The sequence below is a fragment of the Actinacidiphila glaucinigra genome (genome assembly GCF_900188405.1).
Lineage (GTDB): Bacteria > Actinomycetota > Actinomycetes > Streptomycetales > Streptomycetaceae > Actinacidiphila > Actinacidiphila glaucinigra.
Genome location: NZ_FZOF01000005.1, coordinates 182,717 through 204,016, shown reverse-complemented (window position 1 = coordinate 204,016; position 21,300 = coordinate 182,717). Strand labels below are relative to the sequence as shown.

General features: G+C 73.7%; 27 protein-coding genes and 1 riboswitch. Of the genes, 12 read left to right on the top strand and 15 right to left on the bottom strand.

What is annotated here, in order from left to right; translation table 11 throughout:
* Window positions 1-21: 21 nt before the first annotated feature.
* The 7 genes from CHF15_RS12100 to CHF15_RS12070 form a co-directional block, all read right to left on the bottom strand.
* The gene (locus CHF15_RS12100) at window positions 22-885 is read right to left on the bottom strand and encodes an ABC transporter ATP-binding protein (RefSeq protein ID WP_089223732.1); all 864 of its coding nucleotides are present in this window, start codon (window positions 883-885) and stop codon (window positions 22-24) included.
* Window positions 882-1,760 carry an ABC transporter ATP-binding protein gene (locus tag CHF15_RS12095; RefSeq protein ID WP_089223731.1) on the bottom strand — a complete coding sequence of 293 codons (879 nt, stop codon included), beginning with the start codon at window positions 1,758-1,760 and terminating at the stop codon, window positions 882-884. Before CHF15_RS12095 ends, CHF15_RS12100 begins: the two co-directional genes overlap by 4 nt.
* Window positions 1,757-2,659 (bottom strand): ABC transporter permease, encoded by a 903-nt coding sequence (locus CHF15_RS12090; RefSeq protein ID WP_089223730.1) that lies wholly within the window; start codon window positions 2,657-2,659, stop codon window positions 1,757-1,759. Before CHF15_RS12090 ends, CHF15_RS12095 begins: the two co-directional genes overlap by 4 nt.
* Window positions 2,660-2,662: 3 nt before the next feature.
* Window positions 2,663-3,691: an ABC transporter permease gene (locus tag CHF15_RS12085; protein ID WP_089223729.1), complete on the bottom strand. Its 1,029-nt coding sequence runs from the start codon at window positions 3,689-3,691 to the stop codon at window positions 2,663-2,665.
* 31 nt (window positions 3,692-3,722) lie between these two features.
* Entirely contained in the window at window positions 3,723-5,351 is a 1,629-nt protein-coding gene (locus CHF15_RS12080; protein ID WP_089223728.1) for an ABC transporter substrate-binding protein, read from the bottom strand.
* 485 nt (window positions 5,352-5,836) lie between these two features.
* The gene (locus CHF15_RS12075; protein ID WP_089223727.1) at window positions 5,837-6,745 is read right to left on the bottom strand and encodes a DsbA family oxidoreductase; all 909 of its coding nucleotides are present in this window, start codon (window positions 6,743-6,745) and stop codon (window positions 5,837-5,839) included.
* A complete protein-coding gene (locus CHF15_RS12070) occupies window positions 6,742-7,176 on the bottom strand; it encodes an RrF2 family transcriptional regulator (protein ID WP_089223726.1) in 435 nt (144 codons plus the stop codon). Before CHF15_RS12070 ends, CHF15_RS12075 begins: the two co-directional genes overlap by 4 nt.
* Window positions 7,177-7,314: 138 nt before the next feature.
* Here CHF15_RS12070 and CHF15_RS12065 point away from each other — a divergent pair, with 138 nt between their 5' ends.
* Window positions 7,315-7,821: a cupin domain-containing protein gene (locus CHF15_RS12065; RefSeq protein WP_089223725.1), complete on the top strand. Its 507-nt coding sequence runs from the start codon at window positions 7,315-7,317 to the stop codon at window positions 7,819-7,821.
* A gap of 72 nt (window positions 7,822-7,893) precedes the next feature.
* Here the strand turns inward: CHF15_RS12065 and CHF15_RS12060 are convergent, their stop codons facing one another.
* A complete protein-coding gene (locus tag CHF15_RS12060) occupies window positions 7,894-8,682 on the bottom strand; it encodes a glutathione S-transferase C-terminal domain-containing protein (RefSeq protein WP_089223724.1) in 789 nt (262 codons plus the stop codon).
* Window positions 8,683-8,883: 201 nt separating this feature from the next.
* A riboswitch (SAM riboswitch) is annotated at window positions 8,884-8,987 on the bottom strand.
* A 191-nt stretch (window positions 8,988-9,178) separates the two neighbouring features.
* Between CHF15_RS12060 and CHF15_RS46385 the strand changes: the two genes are divergently transcribed.
* From CHF15_RS46385 to CHF15_RS12045, 4 genes are all read left to right on the top strand, one after another.
* Entirely contained in the window at window positions 9,179-9,304 is a 126-nt protein-coding gene (locus CHF15_RS46385) for a putative leader peptide (protein WP_265737396.1), read from the top strand.
* A gap of 142 nt (window positions 9,305-9,446) precedes the next feature.
* Window positions 9,447-10,649, top strand: coding sequence for an LLM class flavin-dependent oxidoreductase (locus tag CHF15_RS12055; RefSeq protein WP_179279776.1), 1,203 nt, complete (start codon window positions 9,447-9,449; stop codon window positions 10,647-10,649).
* Window positions 10,650-10,668: 19 nt separating this feature from the next.
* Window positions 10,669-12,045 carry an NtaA/DmoA family FMN-dependent monooxygenase gene (locus CHF15_RS12050; protein ID WP_089223722.1) on the top strand — a complete coding sequence of 459 codons (1,377 nt, stop codon included), beginning with the start codon at window positions 10,669-10,671 and terminating at the stop codon, window positions 12,043-12,045.
* A 58-nt stretch (window positions 12,046-12,103) separates the two neighbouring features.
* Window positions 12,104-13,231: an LLM class flavin-dependent oxidoreductase gene (locus tag CHF15_RS12045; protein ID WP_089223721.1), complete on the top strand. Its 1,128-nt coding sequence runs from the start codon at window positions 12,104-12,106 to the stop codon at window positions 13,229-13,231.
* A gap of 17 nt (window positions 13,232-13,248) precedes the next feature.
* On the opposite strand, the gene rpmF is transcribed toward CHF15_RS12045, so the two are convergent.
* From rpmF to rpmG, 4 genes are read right to left on the bottom strand one after another with little or no spacing between them, the layout of a single operon-like run.
* Window positions 13,249-13,419 (bottom strand): 50S ribosomal protein L32, encoded by a 171-nt coding sequence (gene rpmF / locus CHF15_RS12040; RefSeq protein ID WP_089223720.1) that lies wholly within the window; start codon window positions 13,417-13,419, stop codon window positions 13,249-13,251.
* A gap of 27 nt (window positions 13,420-13,446) precedes the next feature.
* Complete coding sequence (rpsR, locus tag CHF15_RS12035; protein ID WP_089223719.1) at window positions 13,447-13,725, bottom strand: 30S ribosomal protein S18; 279 nt, start codon at window positions 13,723-13,725, stop codon at window positions 13,447-13,449.
* 33 nt (window positions 13,726-13,758) lie between these two features.
* Window positions 13,759-14,934, bottom strand: a complete 1,176-nt coding sequence (locus tag CHF15_RS12030; protein ID WP_245938789.1) for a GTP-binding protein — start codon at window positions 14,932-14,934, stop codon at window positions 13,759-13,761.
* Window positions 14,935-14,983: 49 nt separating this feature from the next.
* The gene (gene rpmG / locus CHF15_RS12025; RefSeq protein WP_089223718.1) at window positions 14,984-15,148 is read right to left on the bottom strand and encodes a 50S ribosomal protein L33; all 165 of its coding nucleotides are present in this window, start codon (window positions 15,146-15,148) and stop codon (window positions 14,984-14,986) included.
* Window positions 15,149-15,214: 66 nt separating this feature from the next.
* Here rpmG and rpmB point away from each other — a divergent pair, with 66 nt between their 5' ends.
* The 4 genes from rpmB (at window position 15,215) to CHF15_RS12005 (ending at window position 16,466) form a co-directional block, all read left to right on the top strand.
* Entirely contained in the window at window positions 15,215-15,451 is a 237-nt protein-coding gene (gene rpmB / locus CHF15_RS12020) for a 50S ribosomal protein L28 (RefSeq protein WP_089223717.1), read from the top strand.
* On the top strand, window positions 15,451-15,756 hold the full coding sequence (gene rpsN / locus CHF15_RS12015; RefSeq protein ID WP_089223716.1) for a 30S ribosomal protein S14: 306 nt from the start codon (window positions 15,451-15,453) through the stop codon (window positions 15,754-15,756). The genes rpmB and rpsN overlap by 1 nt, the downstream gene beginning before the upstream one ends.
* A 64-nt stretch (window positions 15,757-15,820) precedes the next feature.
* The gene (locus tag CHF15_RS12010; RefSeq protein ID WP_089223715.1) at window positions 15,821-16,087 is read left to right on the top strand and encodes a type B 50S ribosomal protein L31; all 267 of its coding nucleotides are present in this window, start codon (window positions 15,821-15,823) and stop codon (window positions 16,085-16,087) included.
* A gap of 88 nt (window positions 16,088-16,175) precedes the next feature.
* Window positions 16,176-16,466: a DUF397 domain-containing protein gene (locus CHF15_RS12005; protein WP_322975677.1), complete on the top strand. Its 291-nt coding sequence runs from the start codon at window positions 16,176-16,178 to the stop codon at window positions 16,464-16,466.
* A gap of 68 nt (window positions 16,467-16,534) precedes the next feature.
* Here the strand turns inward: CHF15_RS12005 and CHF15_RS12000 are convergent, their stop codons facing one another.
* On the bottom strand, window positions 16,535-16,780 hold the full coding sequence (locus CHF15_RS12000; protein WP_089223714.1) for a DUF2283 domain-containing protein: 246 nt from the start codon (window positions 16,778-16,780) through the stop codon (window positions 16,535-16,537).
* A gap of 228 nt (window positions 16,781-17,008) precedes the next feature.
* Between CHF15_RS12000 and CHF15_RS11995 the strand changes: the two genes are divergently transcribed.
* Window positions 17,009-17,410 (top strand): hypothetical protein, encoded by a 402-nt coding sequence (locus CHF15_RS11995; protein ID WP_089223713.1) that lies wholly within the window; start codon window positions 17,009-17,011, stop codon window positions 17,408-17,410.
* A 140-nt stretch (window positions 17,411-17,550) separates the two neighbouring features.
* Here CHF15_RS11995 and CHF15_RS11990 read toward each other — a convergent pair whose 3' ends face one another.
* On the bottom strand, window positions 17,551-18,231 hold the full coding sequence (locus tag CHF15_RS11990; protein ID WP_089223712.1) for an NADPH-dependent F420 reductase: 681 nt from the start codon (window positions 18,229-18,231) through the stop codon (window positions 17,551-17,553).
* 71 nt (window positions 18,232-18,302) lie between these two features.
* On the bottom strand, window positions 18,303-18,818 hold the full coding sequence (locus tag CHF15_RS11985; RefSeq protein ID WP_089223711.1) for a TetR/AcrR family transcriptional regulator: 516 nt from the start codon (window positions 18,816-18,818) through the stop codon (window positions 18,303-18,305).
* Between the two features lie 101 nt (window positions 18,819-18,919).
* Here CHF15_RS11985 and CHF15_RS11980 point away from each other — a divergent pair, with 101 nt between their 5' ends.
* Together CHF15_RS11980 and CHF15_RS11975 are read left to right on the top strand one after the other, a co-directional pair.
* Window positions 18,920-19,831: an SDR family NAD(P)-dependent oxidoreductase gene (locus CHF15_RS11980; RefSeq protein ID WP_089223710.1), complete on the top strand. Its 912-nt coding sequence runs from the start codon at window positions 18,920-18,922 to the stop codon at window positions 19,829-19,831.
* Window positions 19,831-21,258 carry a hypothetical protein gene (locus CHF15_RS11975; RefSeq protein WP_089223709.1) on the top strand — a complete coding sequence of 476 codons (1,428 nt, stop codon included), beginning with the start codon at window positions 19,831-19,833 and terminating at the stop codon, window positions 21,256-21,258. Before CHF15_RS11980 ends, CHF15_RS11975 begins: the two co-directional genes overlap by 1 nt.
* Window positions 21,259-21,300: the final 42 nt, after the last annotated feature.

The window sequence follows — 21,300 nt, the reverse complement described above, 5'->3', positions numbered from 1 at the left end:
CTGTTCCTGTCTGTCGTGGGGTCAGGTGCGCAGCAGGGCGCGCAGCGCCTCGCGTTCGGCCCGGTCCGCCGGGGCGGAGTACAGGGTGGGCGCGGAGCCGATGAGCAGGCGCGTGTAGGGGTGGCGGGGGTGGTTGACGACGTCGTGGGTGGTGCCGGTCTCCACCAGCTCGCCCTGGTGGAGCACGGCGACGCGGTCGGAGACACCGGCCACGGAACCCAGGTCGTGGGAGATGAAGACCAGGGCCGTGCCTGAGGCGCGCAGCTCCTTGAGGATCTCCAGGATCTGCACGCGGGTGGCCGCGTCGAGGGCGCTCACCGGCTCGTCGAGGATGACCAGGCGCGGCCCGGTGACCAGTGCCCGGGCGACCGCGACCCGCTGGCGCTGGCCGCCGGAGAGCTCCCCGGGCAGCCGGGCCAGGAGTTCCTCGTGCAGGCGGACGCGGGGGAGGAACGCCCGCGCCCGTTCGGCCGCCTCCTCGCGCGGGACGCCCTGCAGGAGCAGCGGTTCGGTGAGGGAGTCCTCGACGGTGAGGTCCGGGTCGAGGCTGCGCAGGGGGTCCTGGAAGACGTACTGCACGACACCGCGGCGGCGCAGGGCGCGCCACTGGCGGGGGCCGTGGCGGGTGACGTCCTCCCCGCCGACGACGACCGACCCGGCCGAGGCGCGTACCAGCCCCAGCACGGTCCGGGCCAGGGTGGACTTGCCGGATCCCGTCTCGCCGATGAGGCCGACGGTCTCACCGGGCGCGACGCTCAGGCAGACTCCGCGCAGTGCCGGGCGGCGCCGGTGGCGCGGACCGTAGTGCACGTCGAGGCCGGAGACCTCCAGCACGGGACCGGCGGGTCCCGCGTCGTCGGCGGTGCGGGCCGGTCCGCCGGTCATGTGTCCTCCCCCGTGGTGCGGAACCTGTCCAGGCCGTACTGCTCGTGTTCGGCGATCAGCAGGCGGGTGTACTCGTGCCGCGGGTCGTGGAGCACCGCGTGGGTGGGCCCCTGCTCGACCACCTCGCCCTCCCGCAGGACGAGGACCTCGTCGCAGAGCCGGGCGACGACCGCCGGGTCGTGAGAGACGACGACGAGGGCGAGGCCCGTCCGTTCGCGCAGTTCGGCGAGCATGTCGAGGATCTCGGCCTGGACGGTGACGTCGAGGGCTGTGGTGGCCTCGTCCGCGACGAGGATCCGCGGGCCCGCGGCGATCGCGGCCGCGATCAGGACGCGCTGGAGCATCCCTCCGGACAGCTCGTGGGGGTAACTGCCGTGCACCAGCTCCGGGTCGCGCAACCGCACGGTGCGCAGCAGCTCGACGGCCCGCCGGTGTGCCTCGCGGCGCCGCAGCCCCTTCTTGGCGCGTACGGCCTCGGCGATCTGGGCGCCGACCCGGATCGAGGGGTTGAGGTAGGAGGCCGGGTCCTGGAAGACCGCGCTGATCGTGGTGCCCCGCAGGGCCCTCCACCGGGCGGGGTTCAGGGTGGCGATGTCGGTGCCGTCGATCTCGATCGACCCGCCGGTGACCTCGAAGTGCGCGGGCAGGATGCCGAGTGCGGCGCGGCAGGTGAGCGTCTTGCCGCTGCCGGACTCGCCCACGATGCCGACGGCCCTGCCCGGTGCGAGCTCGAAGCTCACCCCGCGGACGATCTCGCGGTCGCCGGCCCGGTCCCCGATGCGCACGTCGCGCAGGGACAGCACCGGCGGTGCCGGGGCGTCCGGCGCGGCGCCCGGGGCACGCCGGGGGAGCAGGCCTTCGGAGACGGTCGTCATCGCGCACCTCCGGCGGGGGCGGGGGCGGGGGCGGGGTCGGTCCGGTCGGGGCGGCCGTCGCGGGCCCCGCGGTCGTCGAGCAGTACGCGGCCCGCCTCGCCGGAGACGTCGCGGATCGCGTCGGCGAGCAGGTTGCTCGCCCAGACGGTGGCCGTGATCAGCAGGGCGGGCGCCACCGGGGCCCACGGCCGGTGGCTGAGGTAGCCCAGGTCGGAGGCGAGCAGGCCGCCCCAGGTGGGCGCCGGTGGCTGCACGCCGATGCCCAGGAAGGTCAGGCTGGAGACGATCACGAAGCCGACGCCGATGGTCTGGGCGAGCGCGACCGCGATCGGCGGGAGGATCTTGCCCCACACGTGGCGGCGTACGATCCAGCCGGTCGAGGCGCCGGAGACGACGGCCGCCTCGACGTACTGCGAGCGCGCCACGGCCAGCGTGGCGGCGCGGGCCACCCGGTAGAACAGCGGTGACACCAGCACGCCGGTGACCAGCATGGCCTGGGTGAGTCCGTTGCCGAGCAGCGCGACCACGGCGACGGCGAACAGCAGGAACGGCAGCGCGACGAGCGTGTCGGCCAGGCGCAGCGTCGTCCACTCGAAGACCCGGCCCCAGTGGACGGACAGGATGCCGGGAAGGGCGCCCGCGACCAGTGCCGTCAGGGCGACTTCGAGCGAGCCGAGCACACTGACCCGGGAGCCGTCCAGCAGTCGGCTGAGGACGTCACGGCCGAGGTAGTCGGTGCCCAGCCAGTGCGTGCCCGAGGCGGCTGCCAGGGTGTTGTCGCCGGTGGCGAGCGGATCCAGTGGCGCGAGCCACGGGCCGAACAGCGCCAGCAGCGCGATCACGGTCAGCACGGCCGCGGCGATCCGGCCGGAGGTGAGGGCGAGGACACGTCGCACCATCGCTCACACCCCCCGCTGGGCGGCCGGCGTCACACGCGCCAGCACCAGGTTGACGATGAGGTTGAAGGAGACGACCAGGACGATCGACACCACGAGGACGCCCTGGACGGCGGGTACGTCCCCGGCCTGGGCGGCGTCGTTGGCGAACCTGCCGAAGCCCTGCAGACCGAAGATCCATTCGGTGACCACCGAGGCACCCACCAGGGCCGGGAACTTCAGGCCGAGGGTGGCGAGCGTCGGTCCGAGGCCGTTGCGCAGGACGTGGCCGAAGAAGATCCGCCGAGGGCTCAGCCCCCGCACCACCGCGCCCGTCACATAGTTCTCGCGATAGGCCGCCACGAGGCCCGCGCGCAACTGGCGGGCGACGTCGGCGATCACGTCGAAGCTCAACGCGACCGCCGGGAGGGTGATGTGAGCCAGCCACGGTCCGACGCCCTGCTCGGCCGGGACGTAGCCGCCGGAGGGGAACCAGTGGAGGCCGACGGCGAAGACGACGACCAGGACGATGCCCACCACGAAGGCCGGCATCACCGAGATCACCGTGACGAAGCCGGTGATCGCCCGGTCGATCCAGGTGGTGCTGCGCAGCGCCGCCACCGTGCCCAGCATGAAGCCGACGACGACGCCGATGAGCAGGGCCAGGGTCGCGACCGACAGGCTCACGCCCAGGCCGAGACCGATGAGGGTGGAGATGTCGGCGCCGTTGGCCCAGCTGGTGCCTAGCTGCCCGTGCAGGATGCCGTCGAGCCAGTCCCCGTACTGGACGAGGAACGGCCGGTCGAGCCCCCACTGGGCCTCGACCCGTGCGATCGCCTCCGGGGTCGCCTCCTCGCCCAGTTGGATCCGCGCCGGGCTGAGTCCGCTCAGCGCCCGCAGCGCGAAGGTCACGAAGGTCGCGACCAGGAACACGGGCACGATGATCGCGACGGACCGGACGAGGGCGGCCAGGACGCGGCCCGCCGTGTGCCGGGCCCTGGCCGCGGCGAGGCCGCGGCGGGGGGTGAGGGCGACCGGCGCAGCGGTCGTCGTCATGGGGTTGCCTCCCCTCTGTGGTGGACGGTGGTCAGCTGCCGCCGGCGATGGTCACGCCGGTCCAGTCGATGTGGGCCGGGTTCTTCGGCAGGTCGGAGACCGCCTTGCTCTTCGCGAAGAGGTTCGGCGAGGAGTAGGTGAAGACCAGGGCCTTGCTCTTCAGCCCCGCCCGGGTCGCCGCCCGCAGGTTGCGGACGTAGTCGGGGGAGTCCAGCGGTGTGCGGCGGACCTTCGCCACGGCCGCGTCGAAGCCGGCGGGTTCGTACGGCGTGCTGAGGTTGAGCGGGCCGTTCGGGCCGAAGTGCGCGGTGAGGGTCTGCACGGCGGAGTCGCGGCCCGTGGTGCCGTAGAGCGAGAACGTCAGGTCCTTGGCGAAGAAGGGGGTGGCCCAGTTCTTGTCGATCTTGATGCGGACGGTGATGCCGACCGCTGCCAGCTGCGACTGGACGATCTCGGCCTGCGGGTCCTCGGCCGGGATGACCAGGTCGAGCGTGATGTCGCCGGCCTTGTGGCCGGCCTCGGCGAGCAGTTTGCGGGACTTCGCCGGGTCGTACGGGTAGGGGTCCCGGGACTGCGGGTCGTAGGCCACGTAGCCCGTCGGGAAGGGCTGGTCGGTCGCCTCGCCGTGGCCGAAGGTCAGTTTGTCGACGAACTCCTCGCGGTTGACCGCGTGGCGGACGGCGTCGACGACCCTGTCGTCGTCGAACGGCGGCTTGTTGACGTTGAGGCTGAGGTTCGACGCGTTGAAGCCGGGCTGTACGAAGACGTCCAGACCCGCCTTCTCGGCGGCGTCCGCCTGACTCGGGTCGAGGTCGGCGAAGTTGTAGACGCCGGTCCGGAGTCCGGAGACGACCGTGGACGCGTCGGGGGCGGAGACGAGTTCCACGTCGTCGATGTGGATGTTCTTCGCGTCCCAGTAGTCCGGGTTCTTCTTCAGCAGCACCTTGGTGCCGGGGATCAGCTGCTCCACCACGAACGGACCGGCCCCGACCGGCTTCTGGTCCAGCTTCCGCGGGTTCGCGGCCGCCTTGGGGCTGGCGATCTGCAGGACGCGCTGACCGAGCAACTGGGGTATCTGGTAGTCGACCTGGGTGAGGTGGACGACCGCGTCCAGTCCGTCGGCGTCCACCGACCCGATCGACGTCAGGTCGCCGAAGAGCGCGGAGTTCTTCTGCTTCTTGGCCCGCTCGACGGCCGCCTTGACCGCCGCCGCGTCGACGGGCTCGCCGTCGCTGAACTTCAGGCCGGGGCGGAGGTGGAAGGTGACCTCGTCGCCCTTGTCGTTGTACTCCCAGCTCTCGGCGAGGTCGGGGACGGCGTCGCCCTTCTCGTCGGTGCGCGTCAGCGAGGCGTAGACGAGGGCGAGTTCGCGGAACTGGGCGCCGCTTCCGGAGACCACCGGGTCCCAGTGGGCGGGGAAGTAGGAGGAGGCCCACCTGAGGGTGGCGCCTCCGGCCGACGCACCGGCCCCACCGCCGCACGCGCCGAGGACGGGGACGAGTACGGAGACGAGGGCGGTGGCCAGCGCCGTGGTACGCAGGCGGCCCGGGCGCCGGGCGGTACGGGAGCGGGGTCCGGGCCGGGAATCGGGTCCGGGCCGGGAATCAGCTCCGGTACGGGAGTTGGATCCGGGGCGGTGGGGCGTGGGTCGTCCGGGCATGTCAGTGCTTTCTTCGAGGGCCCCCGGACCTGCTCGGGGCAGGCGGGGGCGCGGCGGCGGGCACGGCGCGCACCCGCGCCCGACGCCGTCGTGCCGGGACGGTCGTGCCGACGCGGCTCGGAAGCACACATCGGGCACGCCGCGCTCAGGGCAGGGCGTTCGGGGGCACGCGGGGACTCACCGGGATGCGGTGGGGGAAGGCGGCGGAGCGCGAAAGGGGCGGCGCGGACGGCGGGCGCGGCTCGACGGGGCGGCGGCGCGGCCGGTGCCGACGGATACGGTCAGGCGCCTGTGGGCCGTGGGCGGCGGCCGGTCAGCGACAGAGGGCGCTGCAGGTGCGCCGCAGGTCCACGTAGCGGCACACCACACCGGGGTGCGTCGTGAGCATGCTGTTCATCCTGGCGAGCACCCAGAGCGCCTGTCAATAGACACCAATTGGTGTCTCATTTGGCGGGACGCGCTCCTGACAGCGCCTCAGAGGCCCGTCAGCGCGAGCCGCGAGCGGTGGCCGGGTGCGTCGCGGCCTCCTCGGGGTGCAGCCACAGGGGCCCGTTGCCGGTGTCCACCCGGACCGCCTCCGGCGGCGGCCAGGGGCCCGCGGCCAGCAGCGCCCGCTCGGGATCGGTGAGGCTTCCGTAGCGCCGCAGCGCCTCGGCCGGAGGCAGCGGGGCCGGGGTGCGCGGCAGTCCCGGGCCCAACTCCTCGACGGCGCAGGCGTACTCCTCGTAGGGCCGCCAGCCGGGCACCACGCGCCGCCCGGCCGGGGAGCGCACGAGCAGCGTCGGCAGCGCGTACCGGTGCCCGCCGTCGCCGGTCTCCTTGGCCGCGCCGGGGTGCGGCGACGCGCTCCGCACCGACAGCACCTCGCGCACCGGGCGGCGCGCCTCCGCCCGGTCGGCCCGTACCCGCTCCAGGACGTCACCGGCCGCCGCTTCGGCCGCGAGCCGCACAGGGTCCAGGCCCGGCGTGCCGCGCACCGCGGCCAGCGCGAGCGCGGGTGTGTCGGCGGGCTCCCCGAGCACGAAGACAGTCTCCCGGAGCCTGCGCAGCACCCGCCCGGCGACCTCCTCGCCCTGCAGTTCGGCGGCCTTGGCGACCAGCGAGGCGGGCCAGGAGGTCGCCGCCACCCGGCTCAGCCGCCGAGCCCACGGCGCACCGGTGTGCGCGCCGATCTCCTCGACGTGGCGCGCGTACCAGGCGGTCTCCGCGGCCGGGTCGGGTGGCGGGTCGTCGTCCGCGTCGAACAGGACGCCGTGTACGCGGCGCCACCGCACCCGGCCGGCCAGCGCCGCCCGCAGCCTGCGGAACACCGGCTCCGAGCCCCAGGCCCAGGGGCACAGCGGATCGGTGTACTCCACCACCTCCACGGCCGGCGGGGCGGCTGCGGCCGTCACGCGGCTCCCTTCCGGTCCAGCCCTTCCGCCGAGCCGGCCGGCAGCAGCGAGGCCAGGGTCACACCGCCCAGGACCGCCGCCGCGCCCGCCTCGACCTGGCGCCACACCCCCGGCAGCCCCGCCGCCGGACCGGGGTAGCCGAGTCCGGCCAGCGACTCGCCCCGCAGGGTGATCAACTCGCCGTCCACGGCGCGCGCCACGTCCAGAAGGGTGATCTCGCCGGCGGGCCGGCCGAGCCAGTAGCCGCCCTCGCAGCCGCGCTGACTGCGCACCAGCCCGGCCCTGCGCAGCTCGCCCACCACGGACTTCAGGAAGCGGAACGGGATCTGCTGCGCGGAGGCGATGGCCTCGCAGGTCAGGGGGCGGGCAGGCTCACAGGCGAGCTCCAGCAGAGCCCGCGTGGCGTAGTCCGCCTTCGCGGAGATGTGCATGGGCCCATCATGCCCGAACCGGGCCGCGCCGCCCGGGGGTTCCACCACCGCGCTCGTTCATTGCGGCAGCGTTGCCGCAGGTGAAGCCCAAAGGACACTTCTTGACATCCTTTTCGGGGCCGCCCTAGCGTCCCGGCCATGAGCGAGCCCCTGACGAACCCCGGCGAAGGCTTCCACCCCCATCTCCACGACCCGTCCGGGCCCGGGGCGGCGTCCCTGCACACGCGGCTGCACCACATCCGCGCGGACGCCCTGGACGGGGAGACCGCGCAGACCGGCGGGATGCGCAGGTTCGCCGCCGTCAGCGGGCGGACCGCGGGGTCGGAGAGGCTCTGGATGGGCCAGACCCACGTCGCCCCGGCGACCTCGTCCTCCGACCACCACCACGGCGAGTCCGAGACCGCGATCTACGTGGTGAGCGGGCACCCCGAGTTCGTCTTCCTCGACGACTCGGGTGACGCTCCCGAGGAGGTGCGCCTGCGCACCTCGCCAGGCGACTACGTCTTCGTCCCCCCGTTCGTGCCGCACCGCGAGGAGAACCCCGACCCCGGCGAGGAGGCCGTGGTCGTCATCGCCCGCAGCACCCAGGAGGCGATCGTGGTCAACCTCCCCGCTCTGTACGCCCTTCCGGCCGAGGACGCCTGAACGGGCCGCACGCGCACCCGGAGCCGTTCCCGCGCTCGGCGTACACGCCCAGGGCGGGAACGGCTCCGTGCGTCATGCGGTGGGCGCGAGGGTGGCCGCCGTCCGCTGCGCGTGGAACGCCGGGTGCCGGTCCAGCCGGGCGACGTACGCCGTGAGACGGGCGTAGGGCGGGAGCAGGCCGCCCGGGAGGTGGACGAGGGCGACCCACAGGTCGACGTCGGCCGCGGTCAGATGGGCGCCCAGGACGTGGGGCCCGCCGCGGGCCAGCCGTCGGTCCAGCAGGCCGAGGGTGGTGTGCAGGGTCCGCAGGGCCGCGCCGCGGCCGGACGGCGCCCCCTGCGCGGCCCGCCGCGCGGCACGGGTGAGCCCCGCGTCCACCGTGTGCCGGACGGCCTCGATGCCGGCCAGGAGCGCCGGGGGACACAGCGGGTGCGCGGGAGCACACCCCTCGGCGCCGAGGCGGCCCGTGAGGTCCCCGAGGATGTCCGGGGTGTGGTTGCTGACGACCCGCCCCGTCCACCGGTCGCACAGCGCGGGCACGGTGAGCGGCCCGTCGTAGCGGTGCCATGTGGCCTCGTAGGCCCCGCGCAGCGCGGCGCGGGCGGTGCCGCCGGCGGCCCCCGCGGGAACGGGCGTCGTGACGACGGAGTCCCGCAGCCCCAGCAGGTCGAGGGTGATGGCGACCCGCTGCGAGAGCGGGCATCCCGGCGACAGGAACAACTCGTAGCGGCGCGGCGCCGGGTAGAAGCCGCCGGCGAGGTCGACACCGATGCGGCTGCGGAAGCGGTCGGGGCGGGACGTGCGCGGCAGCGCGGAACAGGAGACGTGGAGGCCGGGGTCGTGCGGGATCGTCTCGGTCATGCCCTCTCCAAGGCGTGGCGGGCCGCCGGCCGCTCCATGGGGGCACCGGCGGCGGGACGGCTGAAGGTCCTGGGTGGGTGTCAGCCGGCCGCGCCGGACGAGCTGCAGACGCGCAGGAAGTCGATGTGCAGGCGCCGGGTCAGGAGGAGGGCTCGTGCCCTGGGCATGTCCGCCTCCCCGGCTCGGGGCCCGCCGGACGCGAGACCGCGCTTGCCCCGCCGCACCGGCGGGACCAGGTCGTCACCCGGGGCACCCCACCGCGATGTGAGGGTTGCCGGTCAGCGGGCCGGGGCCGATGACCCACCGCGCCGCGGGGCGGCGTCGTGGGCGCTGACGATCGTGACCTGCCCATCAGTGTCGAGTCGTCAAACCCCGGGCGTCAAGGGACCCGTTCGCGTCTCATCGGAACGCTCACCATGTGAGACGGGGGCGTTGACACGCCCTCGGTGCCGTGCCTACGGTACGGCGCGACGGCGCAGCCCCGGAGGGAGCGGAGGTGACGGTCGTGCCGACCGAGTCCCGCACACCCGTCGCGGTCCCCGCCCCGGTCCACGGGGTCCTGCTGTACTCCCGCGCGCACATCGACCTGCAGCGCGTGGCCGGCTCCCTCTGTCGTTCCTGATCCCCATCCGCCCGCCGGCCCTCCGGACGAGGGCCGGTGAGACCTGTGGCCGATCAGGAAGGCACCCGTCGTGTCGTCGGACCTCTCTTCGCCGTACCCCTCCGCGTACTCCTCCGCCGGTTCACCGCCCGCGCACGCCCCGCTGCACCTCGCCGTCGCCCTCGACGGGGCCGGCTGGCACCCGGCCGCGTGGCGTGAGCCCGCGGCGCGGCCCCGTGAACTGCTCACCGCCCGCTACTGGCAGGACGTCGTCACCGAGGCCGAGCGGGGGCTGCTCGACTTCGTGACGATCGAGGACTCCCTCGGTCCGCAGTCCTCCCACCCCATCGAACCCGACGGCCGTACCGACCAGGTGCGCGGCCGCCTCGACGCCGTCCTGGTCGCCGCCCGGGTGGCCCCGCTGACCCGGCACATCGGTCTGGTGCCGACGGTGGTCGCGACCCACACCGAGCCGTTCCACGTCTCCAAGGCCATCGCCACCCTGGACTACGTGAGCACCGGCCGGGCCGGTCTGCGCGTCCAGGTATCGGCCCGGCCGAACGAGGCGGCGCACTTCGGCAGGCGCGCCATCCCCCCGTTCGGCCTCGGGGACCTGGACACCCCGGCCGTGCGGGAGCTGGTCGCCGGTCTCTTCGACGAGGCGGCCGACCACGTCGAGGTGGTGCGCCGCCTCTGGGACAGCTGGGAGGACGACGCCGAGATCCGCGACGTCGCCACCGGCCGCTTCATCGACCGCGACAAGCTCCACTACATCGACTTCGAGGGCCGGTACTTCAGCGTCAAGGGCCCCTCCATCACGCCCCGGCCGCCCCAGGGCCAGCCCGTCGTCAGCGCCCTCGCCCACAGCGGCGTGCCGTACCGGCTCGTGGCCCGCGCCGCGGACGTCGGCTACGTGACCCCGCACGACGGCGACCAGGCCCGCGCGATCGTCACCGGGATACGTGCCGCGCAGGAGGCGGCCGGCCGGGAGCGGGAAACCCTGCACGTCTTCGGCGACCTCGTGGTCCTCCTCGACGACGACGCCGGAGCGGCGCGGGCCCGCCTGGGGCGGCTGGACGGCCTCGCCGGCACGCCGTACACCAGCGACGCGAAGGTCTTCGCCGGCACGCCCGCCGGCCTCGCGGACCTGCTGCTGGAGTGGCGGCGGGCCGGGCTCACGGGCTTCCGGCTGCGCCCCGCGGTGATCGGCCACGACCTGCCGGCGATCACCCGGGGGCTGGTGCCCGAGCTGCAGCGCCGCGGCGCGTTCCGGGAGGCCTACGAGGCCCGCACCCTGCGCGGGTTGCTCGGTCTGGCCCGCCCCGCCAACCGCTACACCGCCACCAGCGCGACCGCGACCGCCTGAGCCGGAGGAACCGTACGCCATGAGCAAACCGCGCAAGCAGATCCATCTGGCCGCCCACTTCCCCGGCGTCAACAACACCACCGTGTGGAGCGACCCACGGGCCGGCAGCCACATCGAGTTCGGCTCCTTCGCGCACTTCGCGCGGACCGCCGAACGCGCCAAGTTCGACTTCCTGTTCCTCGCCGAAGGCCTGCGCCTGCGCGAACAGGGCGGCAGGATCCACGACCTGGACGTGGTCGGCCGCCCCGACACCTTCACCGTCCTCGCCGCGCTCGCCGCCGTCACGGAGCGCATCGGCCTCACCGGCACCATCAACTCCACCTTCAACGAGCCCTATGAGGTGGCCCGCCAGTTCGCCAGCCTCGACCACCTCTCCGGCGGGCGCTCCGCGTGGAACGTCGTCACCTCCTGGGACGCCTTCACCGGGGAGAACTTCCGCCGCGGCGGATTCCTCCCGCAGGAGGAGCGCTACTCCCGCGCCAGGGAGTTCCTCGCCACCGCGGGCGGGCTCTTCGACTCGTGGCACGGCGACGAGATACTCGCCGACCGTGCGACGGGCGCCTTCCTGCGCGACGCGCGGGCCGGATCCTTCGTGCACAAGGGGCACCACTTCGACATCCACGGACAGTTCAACGTCCCGCGCGGCCCGCAGGGACGCCCGGTGGTCTTCCAGGCGGGCGACTCCGAGGAGGGCCGGGAGTTCGCGGCCGCCGACGCCGACGCCATCTTCAGCCGCCACAGCACGTTCGAGGCGGGCCGTGCCTTCTACCGGGACGTCAAGGGCCGCCTGTCGAAGTACGGCCGCGGCCAGGACGAGTTGCTGATCCTGCCCGCCGCGACCTTCGTCCTCGGCGACAGCGACGCCGAGGCCGCCGAACTCGCCCGCGAGGTGAGGCGGCAGCAGGTCAGCGGGGCCACCGCGATCAAGCACCTGGAGTTCGTCTGGAACCGCGACCTGTCCGCCTACGACCCGGACGGCCCCCTCCCGGACGTCGACCCCGATCCCGGCGAGCACACCGTCGCCCGCGGTCGCGCCCAGGTGCGCATGTACCGCGACCCTCTGGCCACCGCCCGCGAGTGGCGGGAGCTGGCCGCCGCCAACGGGTGGTCGATCCGCGACCTGGTCATCGAGACCGGCAACCGCCAGTCCTTCGTGGGCTCACCGTCCACCGTCGCCGCGGGCATCGACGACTTCGTGCAGGCCGACGCCGCCGACGGCTTCATCCTCGTCCCGCACGTCACTCCCGGCGGCCTGGACGTCTTCGCCGACACCGTCGTCCCGCTGCTGCAGGAACGGGGCGTCTTCCGCGCCGACTACGAGGGCACCACCCTGCGTGACCACCTCGGCCTCGCCCACCCCGACGCGCGGACCCCGGCGGAGCGGGCCGCGTCGTGAGCCCTCCCGCCGTCCCGTCGTCGCCCGGACCCGCCCACCGCTGAGGAGACCACCCACCGTGTCCCGCACACCGCTCGGAGTCCTCGACCTCGTCCCGATCTCCTCCGGCTCCACCGCCGCGCAGGCCCTGCGCAACAGCATCGACCTCGCCCGGCGGGCGGAGGAGTCCGGCTACGCCCGCTACTGGTTCGCCGAGCACCACCTCAATCCCGGTGTCGCCGGCACTTCGCCCGCCGTTCTGCTGGCCCTCACCGCGGCCGCGACCTCCACGATCCGGCTCGGTTCGGGAGCGGTCCAACTCGGCCACCGCACCGCCCTGTCCACCGTCGAGGAGTTCGGCCTCGTCGACGCCCTGCACCCGGGGCGCCTCGACCTGGGGCTCGGCCGCTCCGGGGGCCGCCCACCGGGCGGCGCGGCCGGTCCGGTGCCGACCACGACACCCGTCGTGGACGGGCGTACGCCGGGCGGGCTGCGGATCCCGCCGAAGTTCTCCTTCGAGCACCTGCTCGGCTCACCCCGCATCGCGCTCCAGCGGCAGCTGCTGCAGCAGCCCGGCGCGCGCTCCCAGGAGTACGGGGAGCAGGTCGACGACATCCTGGCGCTGCTGCGCGGCACCTACCGCTCGGCGGACGGCGTCGAGGCGCACGCCGTGCCGGGGGAGGGCGCCGACGTCCAGGTGTGGATCCTCGGCAGCAGCGGCGGCCAAAGCGCCGAGGCCGCCGGCCGGCACGGATTGCACTTCGCCGCGAACTACCACGTCAGCCCGGGCAGCGTCCTGGAGGCGGTCGACGGCTACCGCGCCGCCTTCCGGCCGGGCGGCGTGCTCGACAAGCCCTATGTCAGCGTCTCCGCCGACGTCGTCGTCGCGCGGGACGACGCGACCGCCCGTGAACTCGCCGCCGGTTACGGTCTGTGGGTGCGCAGCATCCGTACCGCCGAGGGCGCCATCGAGTACCCCACCCCCCGGCAGGCCCGGTCCCACCCATGGACGGAGGCGGACCGGGCCCTGGTGGCGGACCGCGTCGAGACCCGGTTCGTCGGCTCGCCGCAGCGCGTGGCCGATCGGCTGGAGCAGCTCCAGGAGGCCACCGGGGCCGACGAGTTGATCGTCACGACCATCACCCACGGCCACGCGGACCGGGTCCGGTCCCACCGTCTGCTGGCCGAGGAGTGGCACCGCCGCTGAGCGGAGGGGCGGAGCCGTCACTCCCGACCGGGCAGCAGACCGCGCCGGAAGGCGCGGACGAGGTGGACGGGCACCAGCCGCTCGCGGCCGTCGACGGTGACAGGCACCAGGTGGGGGGCCTCGGCCTTCCAACGGGCGCGGCGGTGACGGGTGTTGCTGCGGGAGGTCCTGCGCTTGGGCACGGCCATGGGGTTCTCCTCTGCGGGTGGGCGCGGTCAGCGGGTGGCGTACGGCAGCAGGGCCATCTCGCGGGCGTTCTTTATGGCGCGGGCTAGGGCGCGCTGCTGGCGGGCGGTGACGCGGGTGACCCGCCGGCTGCGGATCTTGCCCCGGTCGGAGATGAACTTCCGCAGCAGATAGGTGTCCTTGTAGTCGACGTACTCGATGCCCGCGGCGAAGAGCGGGTTCGGCCGGGTCTTGCGGGCGTCCTTGCCCTTGCCCGTGTTCTGACCCCTGTTCAGGCCCCTGGTCGTGCCGGTGCGGACGGTCGTCATGGTGCTGTCTCCGTGGTCGTCGCAGTGTGCGGTTCAGGCCGCGTGGTCGAGGAAGCCGTCGAAGGCGTGGGGCAGGCGGCGCCAGCCGTCGGGTCCCGCCGCGTACTCGGCATCAGTGAGCAGGCAGCGGTCGAGGGTGGCCACGAGTCCTTCGCGGTCCAGGCCGGGCGAGGTGAAGGTGAGGTGCTGGCCGCGGTCGCCGTGTTCCGGGTGCCAGTCCAGGGCGGCCGCCACCCGCCGTTCGGGCGGCACCATCTCCCACGCCGCGTCGGGGAGCGCGGCGAGCCACGGCCCGACGTCCTCGATGCACAGCGCGCCGCCGGCGGCCTCCCAGGAGAGCAGGGTGTCGGGGTGGTCGGCCAGCCAGAAGCGGCCGCGGCTGCGCGCGGCGGCGCAGCTGAGGTCCTCCAGGGCCGCGTGCAGCCGGCCGGGGTGGAAGGGCCGGGCGGAGCGCCACACCAGGGTGGCGACACCGTGGGCGTCGGCCTCCTGGGGCAGCAGGGCGCAGGCCGGATGCTGCCGTGCGGCGGCCGCGGCGACGTCGAAGCCGGACCGTGCCGCCGGGGCGAGCCGGCCCGTACCGATCGTGACCTGACGGGCCGTCGGGTGGAGCTGGGTGAGCAGTTCGACGTCGCCGGGGTCGGCGTCCTCGCCCGGCGCGAGGGCGAGGACGCCGGCGTACTCCAGTTGCCGGGCCAGGGTGTCGGCGACGGTGCGGTGGTCGCCCGGAGCGACGGCGAGGCCGTGGTCGGTGAGGTCGTCGCCGCAGCCGAGGTGGTCGAGCAGGAGGGCGGGGTCGACGCAGGTGACCACCCCGGCCGCCGCCAGCACGCTCCCCGAGAGGCTGCCGTCGGGCAGCGGGGTGCCGACCAGGACCTCGGCCATCGCCTGTGGTTCCACCGAGTCCCACAGCTCGACGACGGCGAGCCGGCAGGACGGGTCCGCGGCCAGCGCCAGCAGTTCGGGGAGCAGGTCGGCGCGGAGCGCGCAGCAGGCGCAGTCGTTCACGAGCTCGGTGTCGGTCCGGGAGAGGACGCCGGCGCGGTCACTGAGGACGCGCCGGACGGGTCCGCCGACGGCGGGCCGCAGGTCGTGGTGGAGGGCGAGGGCCCCGGGGGTGGAGTGCAGGAGTTCGCGCACCGCGGCCCGGCGGGCCTCGGCGTGCAGACCGCCGACGAGGACGACGGGCAGCTTGGGGCTGCTGTCCACGGGAGGTGCCTTTCGTGTCAGGGGTCGAGCGGGTGGAGAGGGGGGCGGGTCAGCGTTCCTCGCGGAACTCGACGTGACGCCGGACCACCGGGTCGTACTTGCGCAGGACCAGGCGGTCCGGGTCGTTCCGGCGGTTCTTGCGGGTCACGTAGGTGTGGCCGGTCCCGGCGGTGGAGCGGAGCTTGATGACGGGGCGTAGGTCGGTGCGTGCCATGCCGGGTACTATACAGAACTGGTTTTCATTTCCAATAAGCTCGATGAGCCGACCGAACGGACCGACATGCCCGCACACTGCCAACTCACCGGCCGCAAGCCCGGCTTCGGCAACTCCGTCTCGCACTCCCACCGGCGCACCAGGCGCCGCTTCGACCCGAACATCCAGCACAAGCGCTACCTGCTGCCCAGCGAGGGCCGCACCGTCCGGCTGACGCTGAGCGCCAAGGGCATCAGGACCTTGGACCGCATCGGCATCGAGAAGGCCGTCGCCGTCATCCGGGCCCGGGGAGGCCGGGTCTGATGGCCAAGGCCGGGAAGATCGCGAAGAACGAACGGCGCAAGGCCGTCGTGGCGCGGTACGCCGTACGGCGCGCCGAGCTGAAGGACGTCCTGCGCCGCCCCACCGCCACCCCGCAGGAGAAGGCCGCCGCGCGGCGGGAGCTGGACCGGCAGCCGCGCGACGCCAGCGCCACCCGGGTCCGCAACCGCGACGCCCTCGACGGGCGGGCCCGCGGCCACCTGCGGGCGTTCGGCCTCTCGCGGATCAACCTGCGCGCCCAGGCGCACGCGGGACACCTGCCAGGAGTGCGCAAGGCCTCCTGGTGACACCGCCCCCCGGAACACCGCGCCACCGGCCCCCGCGGCCCGTACGACATCTCACGGAGAACCCATGAAACCCGGCATCCACCCGGACTACCGTCCGGTGGTCTTCCGCGACCGCGCGGCGGACTTCGCCTTCCTCACCCGGTCCACGATGACCAGTGAGAAGACCGTCGTCTGGGAGGACGGCAACACCTACCCCGTGGTGGACGTGGAGATCTCCTCCGCGAGCCACCCCTTCTACACCGGTACCGCCCGCGTGGTGGACACCGCCGGCCGCGTCGAGCGGTTCCGGCGCCGCTACGGGAGCGGGGACACGGCGCCCGGCGGAGGCTGACGGACGCCGCTGTCCCGCGCGGCGCTCCGGCACCGGGAGGGCCGGTGCCGGAGCGCCGCCGCGGCGCAGGAAGGTGGGCGAGATGCACATGAGGACCATCGGAGCGACGCTGAAAGGGGAGGTCCATCCGATGGCAACGGGAGATCCCATGACGGGCGCACGCAAGGCCGAGCTGTACGCAATGGATTTGACCGATGCGGACTGGGTCGCGAGCAGCCACTCCAACAGGTGGGACAAGACGTGTGTGGAGGTCGCAGACCTCGGCGGCGGAGCGGTCGCGGTCCGCGATTCACAGAACAAGGAACTGCCGCCGCTGCGGTTCACCGCGGAGGAGTGGACGGCGTTTCGACTGGGCGTACGTGACGGCGAATTCGGCTAGAGACCGGGAGCCTTCTCCGACCTGACGCAGGTCGCACAGCGGTCGCCGCCAAGGCGGTGCCCGACTGTTCAGGACCCTTCGATGTCCAGCCGCTCCGCGGACCGGAGCAGGTACGCGGGCAGTTTTGAACTGGCGGCCAGCACCTCGATGCCGATGACGCGGCCCTGCTCGTCGAAGTCGAGGTTGATCATGCCGTCGACGTCCACGGGATCGCAGGGATACATGCGTGCGGACTTCACGCGGGCCTGCGGTTCGGTGAAGTAGACGTACGCCGCGTTCGCGGTCTTGTCGTAGGTCACTCTGACCTCTGCCACAGTGAACGGGCTCCCTTGCGGTCGTTTGTCGATGGCGCTGTAGCCAGGACGGCCTTGATGGTGACGGTGATGCGGGTGGAGCCGCAACGGGGTTTGCGCTAGGCCGGCGACTCTTCGGGGTGGCGCCAGTTTGTTCGCCTGCCTACCCTCGACGGCCCTTACCGCCGGGCTTGCAGGGCAGATGCCCCCGCGGGACGCCGTGTCCAGGGGCACTCGTACTCTTCGCGCATGGCTGTGAGACCTTCCCGAAATTGGCGTGACCTGGTTGCTGAGGAGGCACGAGAGGTCGCGGCCGGCACATTGGATTCCGAGTGCGCGTACCTGGCGGACTCGTACTCCGAATCCTTCCTGAGCGACACCGATACCGTCCTGGCAGGGTTCGAGCGCGACGTCAGTGTGCTCGCCGCGCCCTCGGGCGAACAGGTGCTCCACATCGTGGAACGAGTCGTCCTGGCCCTCAACGAGGTCCACCACCGGCACAAAAGCAGCGGCTACGACACCGACGAGCGAGAGCAGCTGTGCGTCTTCATCGACGACGTACTCACCCAGCACGGCATCGACGTGTCCAGGCTTGCATCCCTCCACGGCGTCAGCCGATACGAGATCACCGACAGGTGGCGACGCTGGTGAGGGGGACGCGTAGCTGTCGTAGCTCTTCTCGCTGCCGCTTTCGTCGCCGTCACCAACGGCTGATCGCGAGCCCGTGACCCGCGCAAACGCAGGACCCCGCGGCCTCCGGCACCGGTGCCGGAGGCCGCGGGGTCCGTTCCTCAGCGGGTGGCGGCGGCGAGCGCGGTCCGGATCGCGTCGGCGGGCACGGGGGTCCCCGTCACCTTCGGGAAGTCGGCCTCGCCGCCCGCGTACGGCAGACCGTAGACCGGGGTGCCGGGCTGGGAGCGCCAGCTGTCGGCGAGGGTGCCGTAGGCGACCGCGTCGTAGCCGAGTACGTCGAGGAGGTTCGCCGCGTCCGCGACGGCCGCGGGGTCGTCGCCGGCGATCGGGAGGGCGGTCCGGTCGGGGGAGCCCTTGGGCCGGGCGAGTTCCGCGAGGTGGCGGAAGAAGATGTTGTTGAAGGCCTTCACCACGTGGGCGTCGGGCAGGTGGCCCTGGAGCAGCCCGCTGTCCGTGGTCGTTCCGTCCTCGAGCACGGCGATCCGCCCGTCGCGCTGGGGGTAGTAGTTGCCGGTGTCGATGACCGTCTTCCCGGTCAGCGGGGCCGCCGGGACCTGGTCGAAGGCGCCGAGCGGGATCGTCACCACGACCCAGTCGCCCGCCGCGGCCGCCTCGGCGGGGGTCGCGGCGCGTGCCCGGGGGCCGAGCTCCGCCACCAGGCCGTCCAGGGTCTCCGGCCCACGCGAGTTGCTGAGCACCACGTCCAGGCCCGCGGCCACGGCGAGCCGCGCCAGGGTGCCGCCGATGGATCCGCTGCCGATCAGTCCGAGAGTCGCCATGTAGGCGGCAACCCCGAGCCCCGCGGTTCTGTTTCCGGCGGGCCGCAAAGAGCGGGCAAAGCGGGAGGGGGTCAGTCGCCGAGGAGCAGGGCGAACACCTGCTCCAGCCTCCGGGCCAGGGCCTGCTCGTCGGTGTCGTTGAGCGTGGTGCTGCCGATGACCGAGCGCATCAGCCAGAAGCCCACGACGACCGAGAGGGCCATGGCGGCGCGTTCGGTTCCCCGCAACTGCGGTGCGACGTCGAGCAGATGGGCCTCGACGTGGTTCTCGATGCCCGCCCGCAGGATCTCCGCGGCGCGGGGGTTGGGCGCCGAGCGCAGCATGAGGAGGAACGGGTCGAGGCTGTCGGCGTCCGGCGCGGTCCGGCGGACCAGCGCGGCGGCCACGTCGCGGGCAAGGGCGGCCGGGTCGCTGGTGAGGACCGTGCGCTCGGTCATGGACGCCTCCACCACCTCGGCGAAGAGCCCTTCCTTGGAGCCGAAGTAGCGGCCCACCAGCATCGCGGTGACTCCCGCGGCCTTGGCGATCTCCCGCACCCCGACACCGTCGTAGCCGTGCCGGGTGAAGGCCTCGACACCCGCAAGCAGGATGGCCTCCTTGGTGGCGGCCGCGTCGCGGCGTCGTCATGTCGACGAGTGTAGACTGGAGGCATGTCTACAGGTGTATACATGATCGGAAGGACAACGCGATGGATCTGAACCTGACCGGCCGCCGGGCCCTCGTGACCGGTTCCAGCTCCGGCCTCGGCGCGGCGATCGCCGAACTGCTCGCCGCGGAGGGTGCCGACGTCGTGGTGCACGGACGGGACGAGGCGCGGACGCGCGAGGTCGCGGAGAAGATCGGCGCGGTCGCCGCGGCGATCGGCGACCTCGCCACGGACGAGGGCGCCGACGCCGTGGCCCGCGTCGCGGGCGAGGTCGACGTCCTGGTCAACAACGCCGGTTCGTACGAGCACGTAGGCTGGGCCGAGGCCACCGCGGCGGAGTGGCTGCGGACGTACGAGGTCAACGTGGTCTCGGGGGTCCGCATGATCCAGCGGCTGGTGCCCGGGATGCGTGAGCGCGGCTGGGGCCGGGTGATCCAGATCGGCGGAGGGCTCGCCTCGCAGCCGATCGCGATGCAGCCCCACTACAACGCCTCGCTCGCCGCGCGGCACAACCTGGCCGTCTCCCTGGCGCGGGAGCTGAAGGCCACCGGGGTGACCTCCAACGTGGTCTCCCCCGGGGCGATCCTCGTCGACGCGGTGCAGGACCTGATCACCGGGCTCGCGCCGGAGCGCGGCTGGGGCCGGTCGTGGCCGGAGATCGAGCGCAACGCCGCGCGGGACTTCGTGCCCAACGACATCGGCCGCTTCGGCCGCCCCGGCGAGATCGCGGGCGCCGTCGCCTACCTGGCGAGCCCCTACGCGGACTACATCAGCGGCGCGACGATCCGTGTGGACGGCGGCACGTCTCCCCGGAGCCGGCCCGGCAGCGCCCGGTGGCGGGACCCCGGTGACGGCCGGGGCCTGACAGATCGTGACGGGAACGCTATGCTCCCGGCGATGACGACTGACTCTTCTTCCAGATTGGGGGACCCGTCCGCGCAAGGTGAGTGCTGATGCTCACTCAGACCGCGAACGAGGATTCCCGCCTCTCCTTCTGGCTGCGCGTGCGCGAGTTCGCCGTGCCGCCGTCCATGGTCGAGACCGCGACCGCCCGCCGCCGAACCGGTGACTGGGCCGGGGCGTGTGCCGCCGCCGGTATCGACGTCGACCTCGATCTGCGTTCCCTCGCCCGCACCCACGGCCGGGAACTCGCGGCCCGGGTCCGGGCCGACCTTCGCCAGATGGCTCCCGACCTGCTGCGCTGGCACATGCCGCGGGTCGCCCCCGACGGTCTGCTGCGTCCGGCGCTGACCATCACCCTGGCCCGGTACGGGGCCTCGGGCACGGAGGGCGGTGACCGGGTGCACCTCGTGGTGCGGACCCCGCCCGCGTGGGCGGACGGCGGGCAGCGGTTCAGCCTCGCGCTGTGGGACCCGGCCCACCCCGGGGCGGGCGCCCGCCACCATCCGCACCACCGGCCCCACCGGCGGTTCCGCCTCGATCTGCACCGCCACCTGTGGGACGCGCGCAGAACCGGTGAGCTGCCGTTCCGCGCCGGGACCGGCGGCCGCCGGCCCGACGATCCGCCCCTCCTCCCGGACCTGGAACCACCCGGGCCACTGCCGCCGCACCAGCGCTGCGCGGTCGACCGGTGGGAGGACGAGGCGCGGATGGTGCTGCGTGCCGAGGGCCGGACCTCCGGTTCCGTCACCGTGCGCCTGGGCTCGCGCCACCGGCTGATCGTGGACGTGACCGGCGGGGACGACGGCGCGGGAGCGCCCGCCGCGCGGATCACGCAGGCGACCGGAGCCGGCGGCGGCAACTGGCCGCTGCCGGTGCTGCCTGACGCGGCGACCTGGGTGCCGCCGGATGTGGAACTGCTCGCCGCCGGCCTGATCGGCGCCGACGGACTGCACCCGCTGGTGGCGGCCGCGCTCGTGCCCGGCCACCCGCCGTCCGGGCCGTTGCCGCCGCGGGGCGGGCCGGGACGGCCCCGCGTCGTGGAGTGCCGGGGCGCATCGCACCGGATCGGCCTGGTCGACGGTGTCCTGACCGCGCTGGACCACGATCCCGACGAGATCCGCCGGGAGGAGCTGCTGGTCGCGCTGACCGGCACCCCGCTGCCGTGCCTGCGGGCGATCGACCGGGCGCACCGGCGTCCGGAATCCCTCGCCGACGTACGGGCACGCCTGGACCACGGCGACATCGCCGGCGCGCTGGCCGTCGTCGAGGGCCTGCTCGGTCCCGGCGCGGTGCTCCGCGACGGCCCGCTGCGGGACGAACTGGAGGCGGCAGCCCAACGGCGCATCGCGTACGGCCTGTTCAGGGCCGGCCTCGCGGGGCCCGCCCCCGGGCGGGTGCCGCCGCGCGCGTACTCCCCGGCGCTCCGCACCCGGCCCCGTCGCGGCCGCCCCGACCCGCGGTACCGCACCGCCCGCTGACCGCGGGCCGTGCGCGGAGTCCCCGCGCACGGCCTTGTACCC

What these genes read in the sequence shown, in the direction of transcription:
- CHF15_RS12080 (WP_089223728.1), bottom strand. Translation starts at nt 5,351, where the DNA reads ATGCCCGGACGACCCACGCCCCACCGCCCCGGATCCAACTCCCGTACC.
- rpmB (WP_089223717.1), top strand. Translation starts at nt 15,215, where the DNA reads ATGCCCGCACACTGCCAACTCACCGGCCGCAAGCCCGGCTTCGGCAAC.
- CHF15_RS12090 (WP_089223730.1), bottom strand. Translation starts at nt 2,659, where the DNA reads ATGGTGCGACGTGTCCTCGCCCTCACCTCCGGCCGGATCGCCGCGGCC.
- CHF15_RS12010 (WP_089223715.1), top strand. Translation starts at nt 15,821, where the DNA reads ATGAAACCCGGCATCCACCCGGACTACCGTCCGGTGGTCTTCCGCGAC.
- CHF15_RS12100 (WP_089223732.1), bottom strand. Translation starts at nt 885, where the DNA reads ATGACCGGCGGACCGGCCCGCACCGCCGACGACGCGGGACCCGCCGGT.
- rpsN (WP_089223716.1), top strand. Translation starts at nt 15,451, where the DNA reads ATGGCCAAGGCCGGGAAGATCGCGAAGAACGAACGGCGCAAGGCCGTC.
- CHF15_RS12095 (WP_089223731.1), bottom strand. Translation starts at nt 1,760, where the DNA reads ATGACGACCGTCTCCGAAGGCCTGCTCCCCCGGCGTGCCCCGGGCGCC.
- CHF15_RS11990 (WP_089223712.1), bottom strand. Translation starts at nt 18,231, where the DNA reads ATGGCGACTCTCGGACTGATCGGCAGCGGATCCATCGGCGGCACCCTG.
- rpmG (WP_089223718.1), bottom strand. Translation starts at nt 15,148, where the DNA reads ATGGCACGCACCGACCTACGCCCCGTCATCAAGCTCCGCTCCACCGCC.
- CHF15_RS11975 (WP_089223709.1), top strand. Translation starts at nt 19,831, where the DNA reads ATGCTCACTCAGACCGCGAACGAGGATTCCCGCCTCTCCTTCTGGCTG.
- CHF15_RS12060 (WP_089223724.1), bottom strand. Translation starts at nt 8,682, where the DNA reads ATGACCGAGACGATCCCGCACGACCCCGGCCTCCACGTCTCCTGTTCC.
- CHF15_RS11995 (WP_089223713.1), top strand. Translation starts at nt 17,009, where the DNA reads ATGGCTGTGAGACCTTCCCGAAATTGGCGTGACCTGGTTGCTGAGGAG.
- CHF15_RS12065 (WP_089223725.1), top strand. Translation starts at nt 7,315, where the DNA reads ATGAGCGAGCCCCTGACGAACCCCGGCGAAGGCTTCCACCCCCATCTC.
- CHF15_RS12005 (WP_322975677.1), top strand. Translation starts at nt 16,176, where the DNA reads ATGAGGACCATCGGAGCGACGCTGAAAGGGGAGGTCCATCCGATGGCA.
- rpsR (WP_089223719.1), bottom strand. Translation starts at nt 13,725, where the DNA reads ATGACGACCGTCCGCACCGGCACGACCAGGGGCCTGAACAGGGGTCAG.
- CHF15_RS12085 (WP_089223729.1), bottom strand. Translation starts at nt 3,691, where the DNA reads ATGACGACGACCGCTGCGCCGGTCGCCCTCACCCCCCGCCGCGGCCTC.
- CHF15_RS12050 (WP_089223722.1), top strand. Translation starts at nt 10,669, where the DNA reads ATGAGCAAACCGCGCAAGCAGATCCATCTGGCCGCCCACTTCCCCGGC.
- CHF15_RS12070 (WP_089223726.1), bottom strand. Translation starts at nt 7,176, where the DNA reads ATGCACATCTCCGCGAAGGCGGACTACGCCACGCGGGCTCTGCTGGAG.
- CHF15_RS11980 (WP_089223710.1), top strand. Translation starts at nt 18,920, where the DNA reads ATGGATCTGAACCTGACCGGCCGCCGGGCCCTCGTGACCGGTTCCAGC.
- rpmF (WP_089223720.1), bottom strand. Translation starts at nt 13,419, where the DNA reads ATGGCCGTGCCCAAGCGCAGGACCTCCCGCAGCAACACCCGTCACCGC.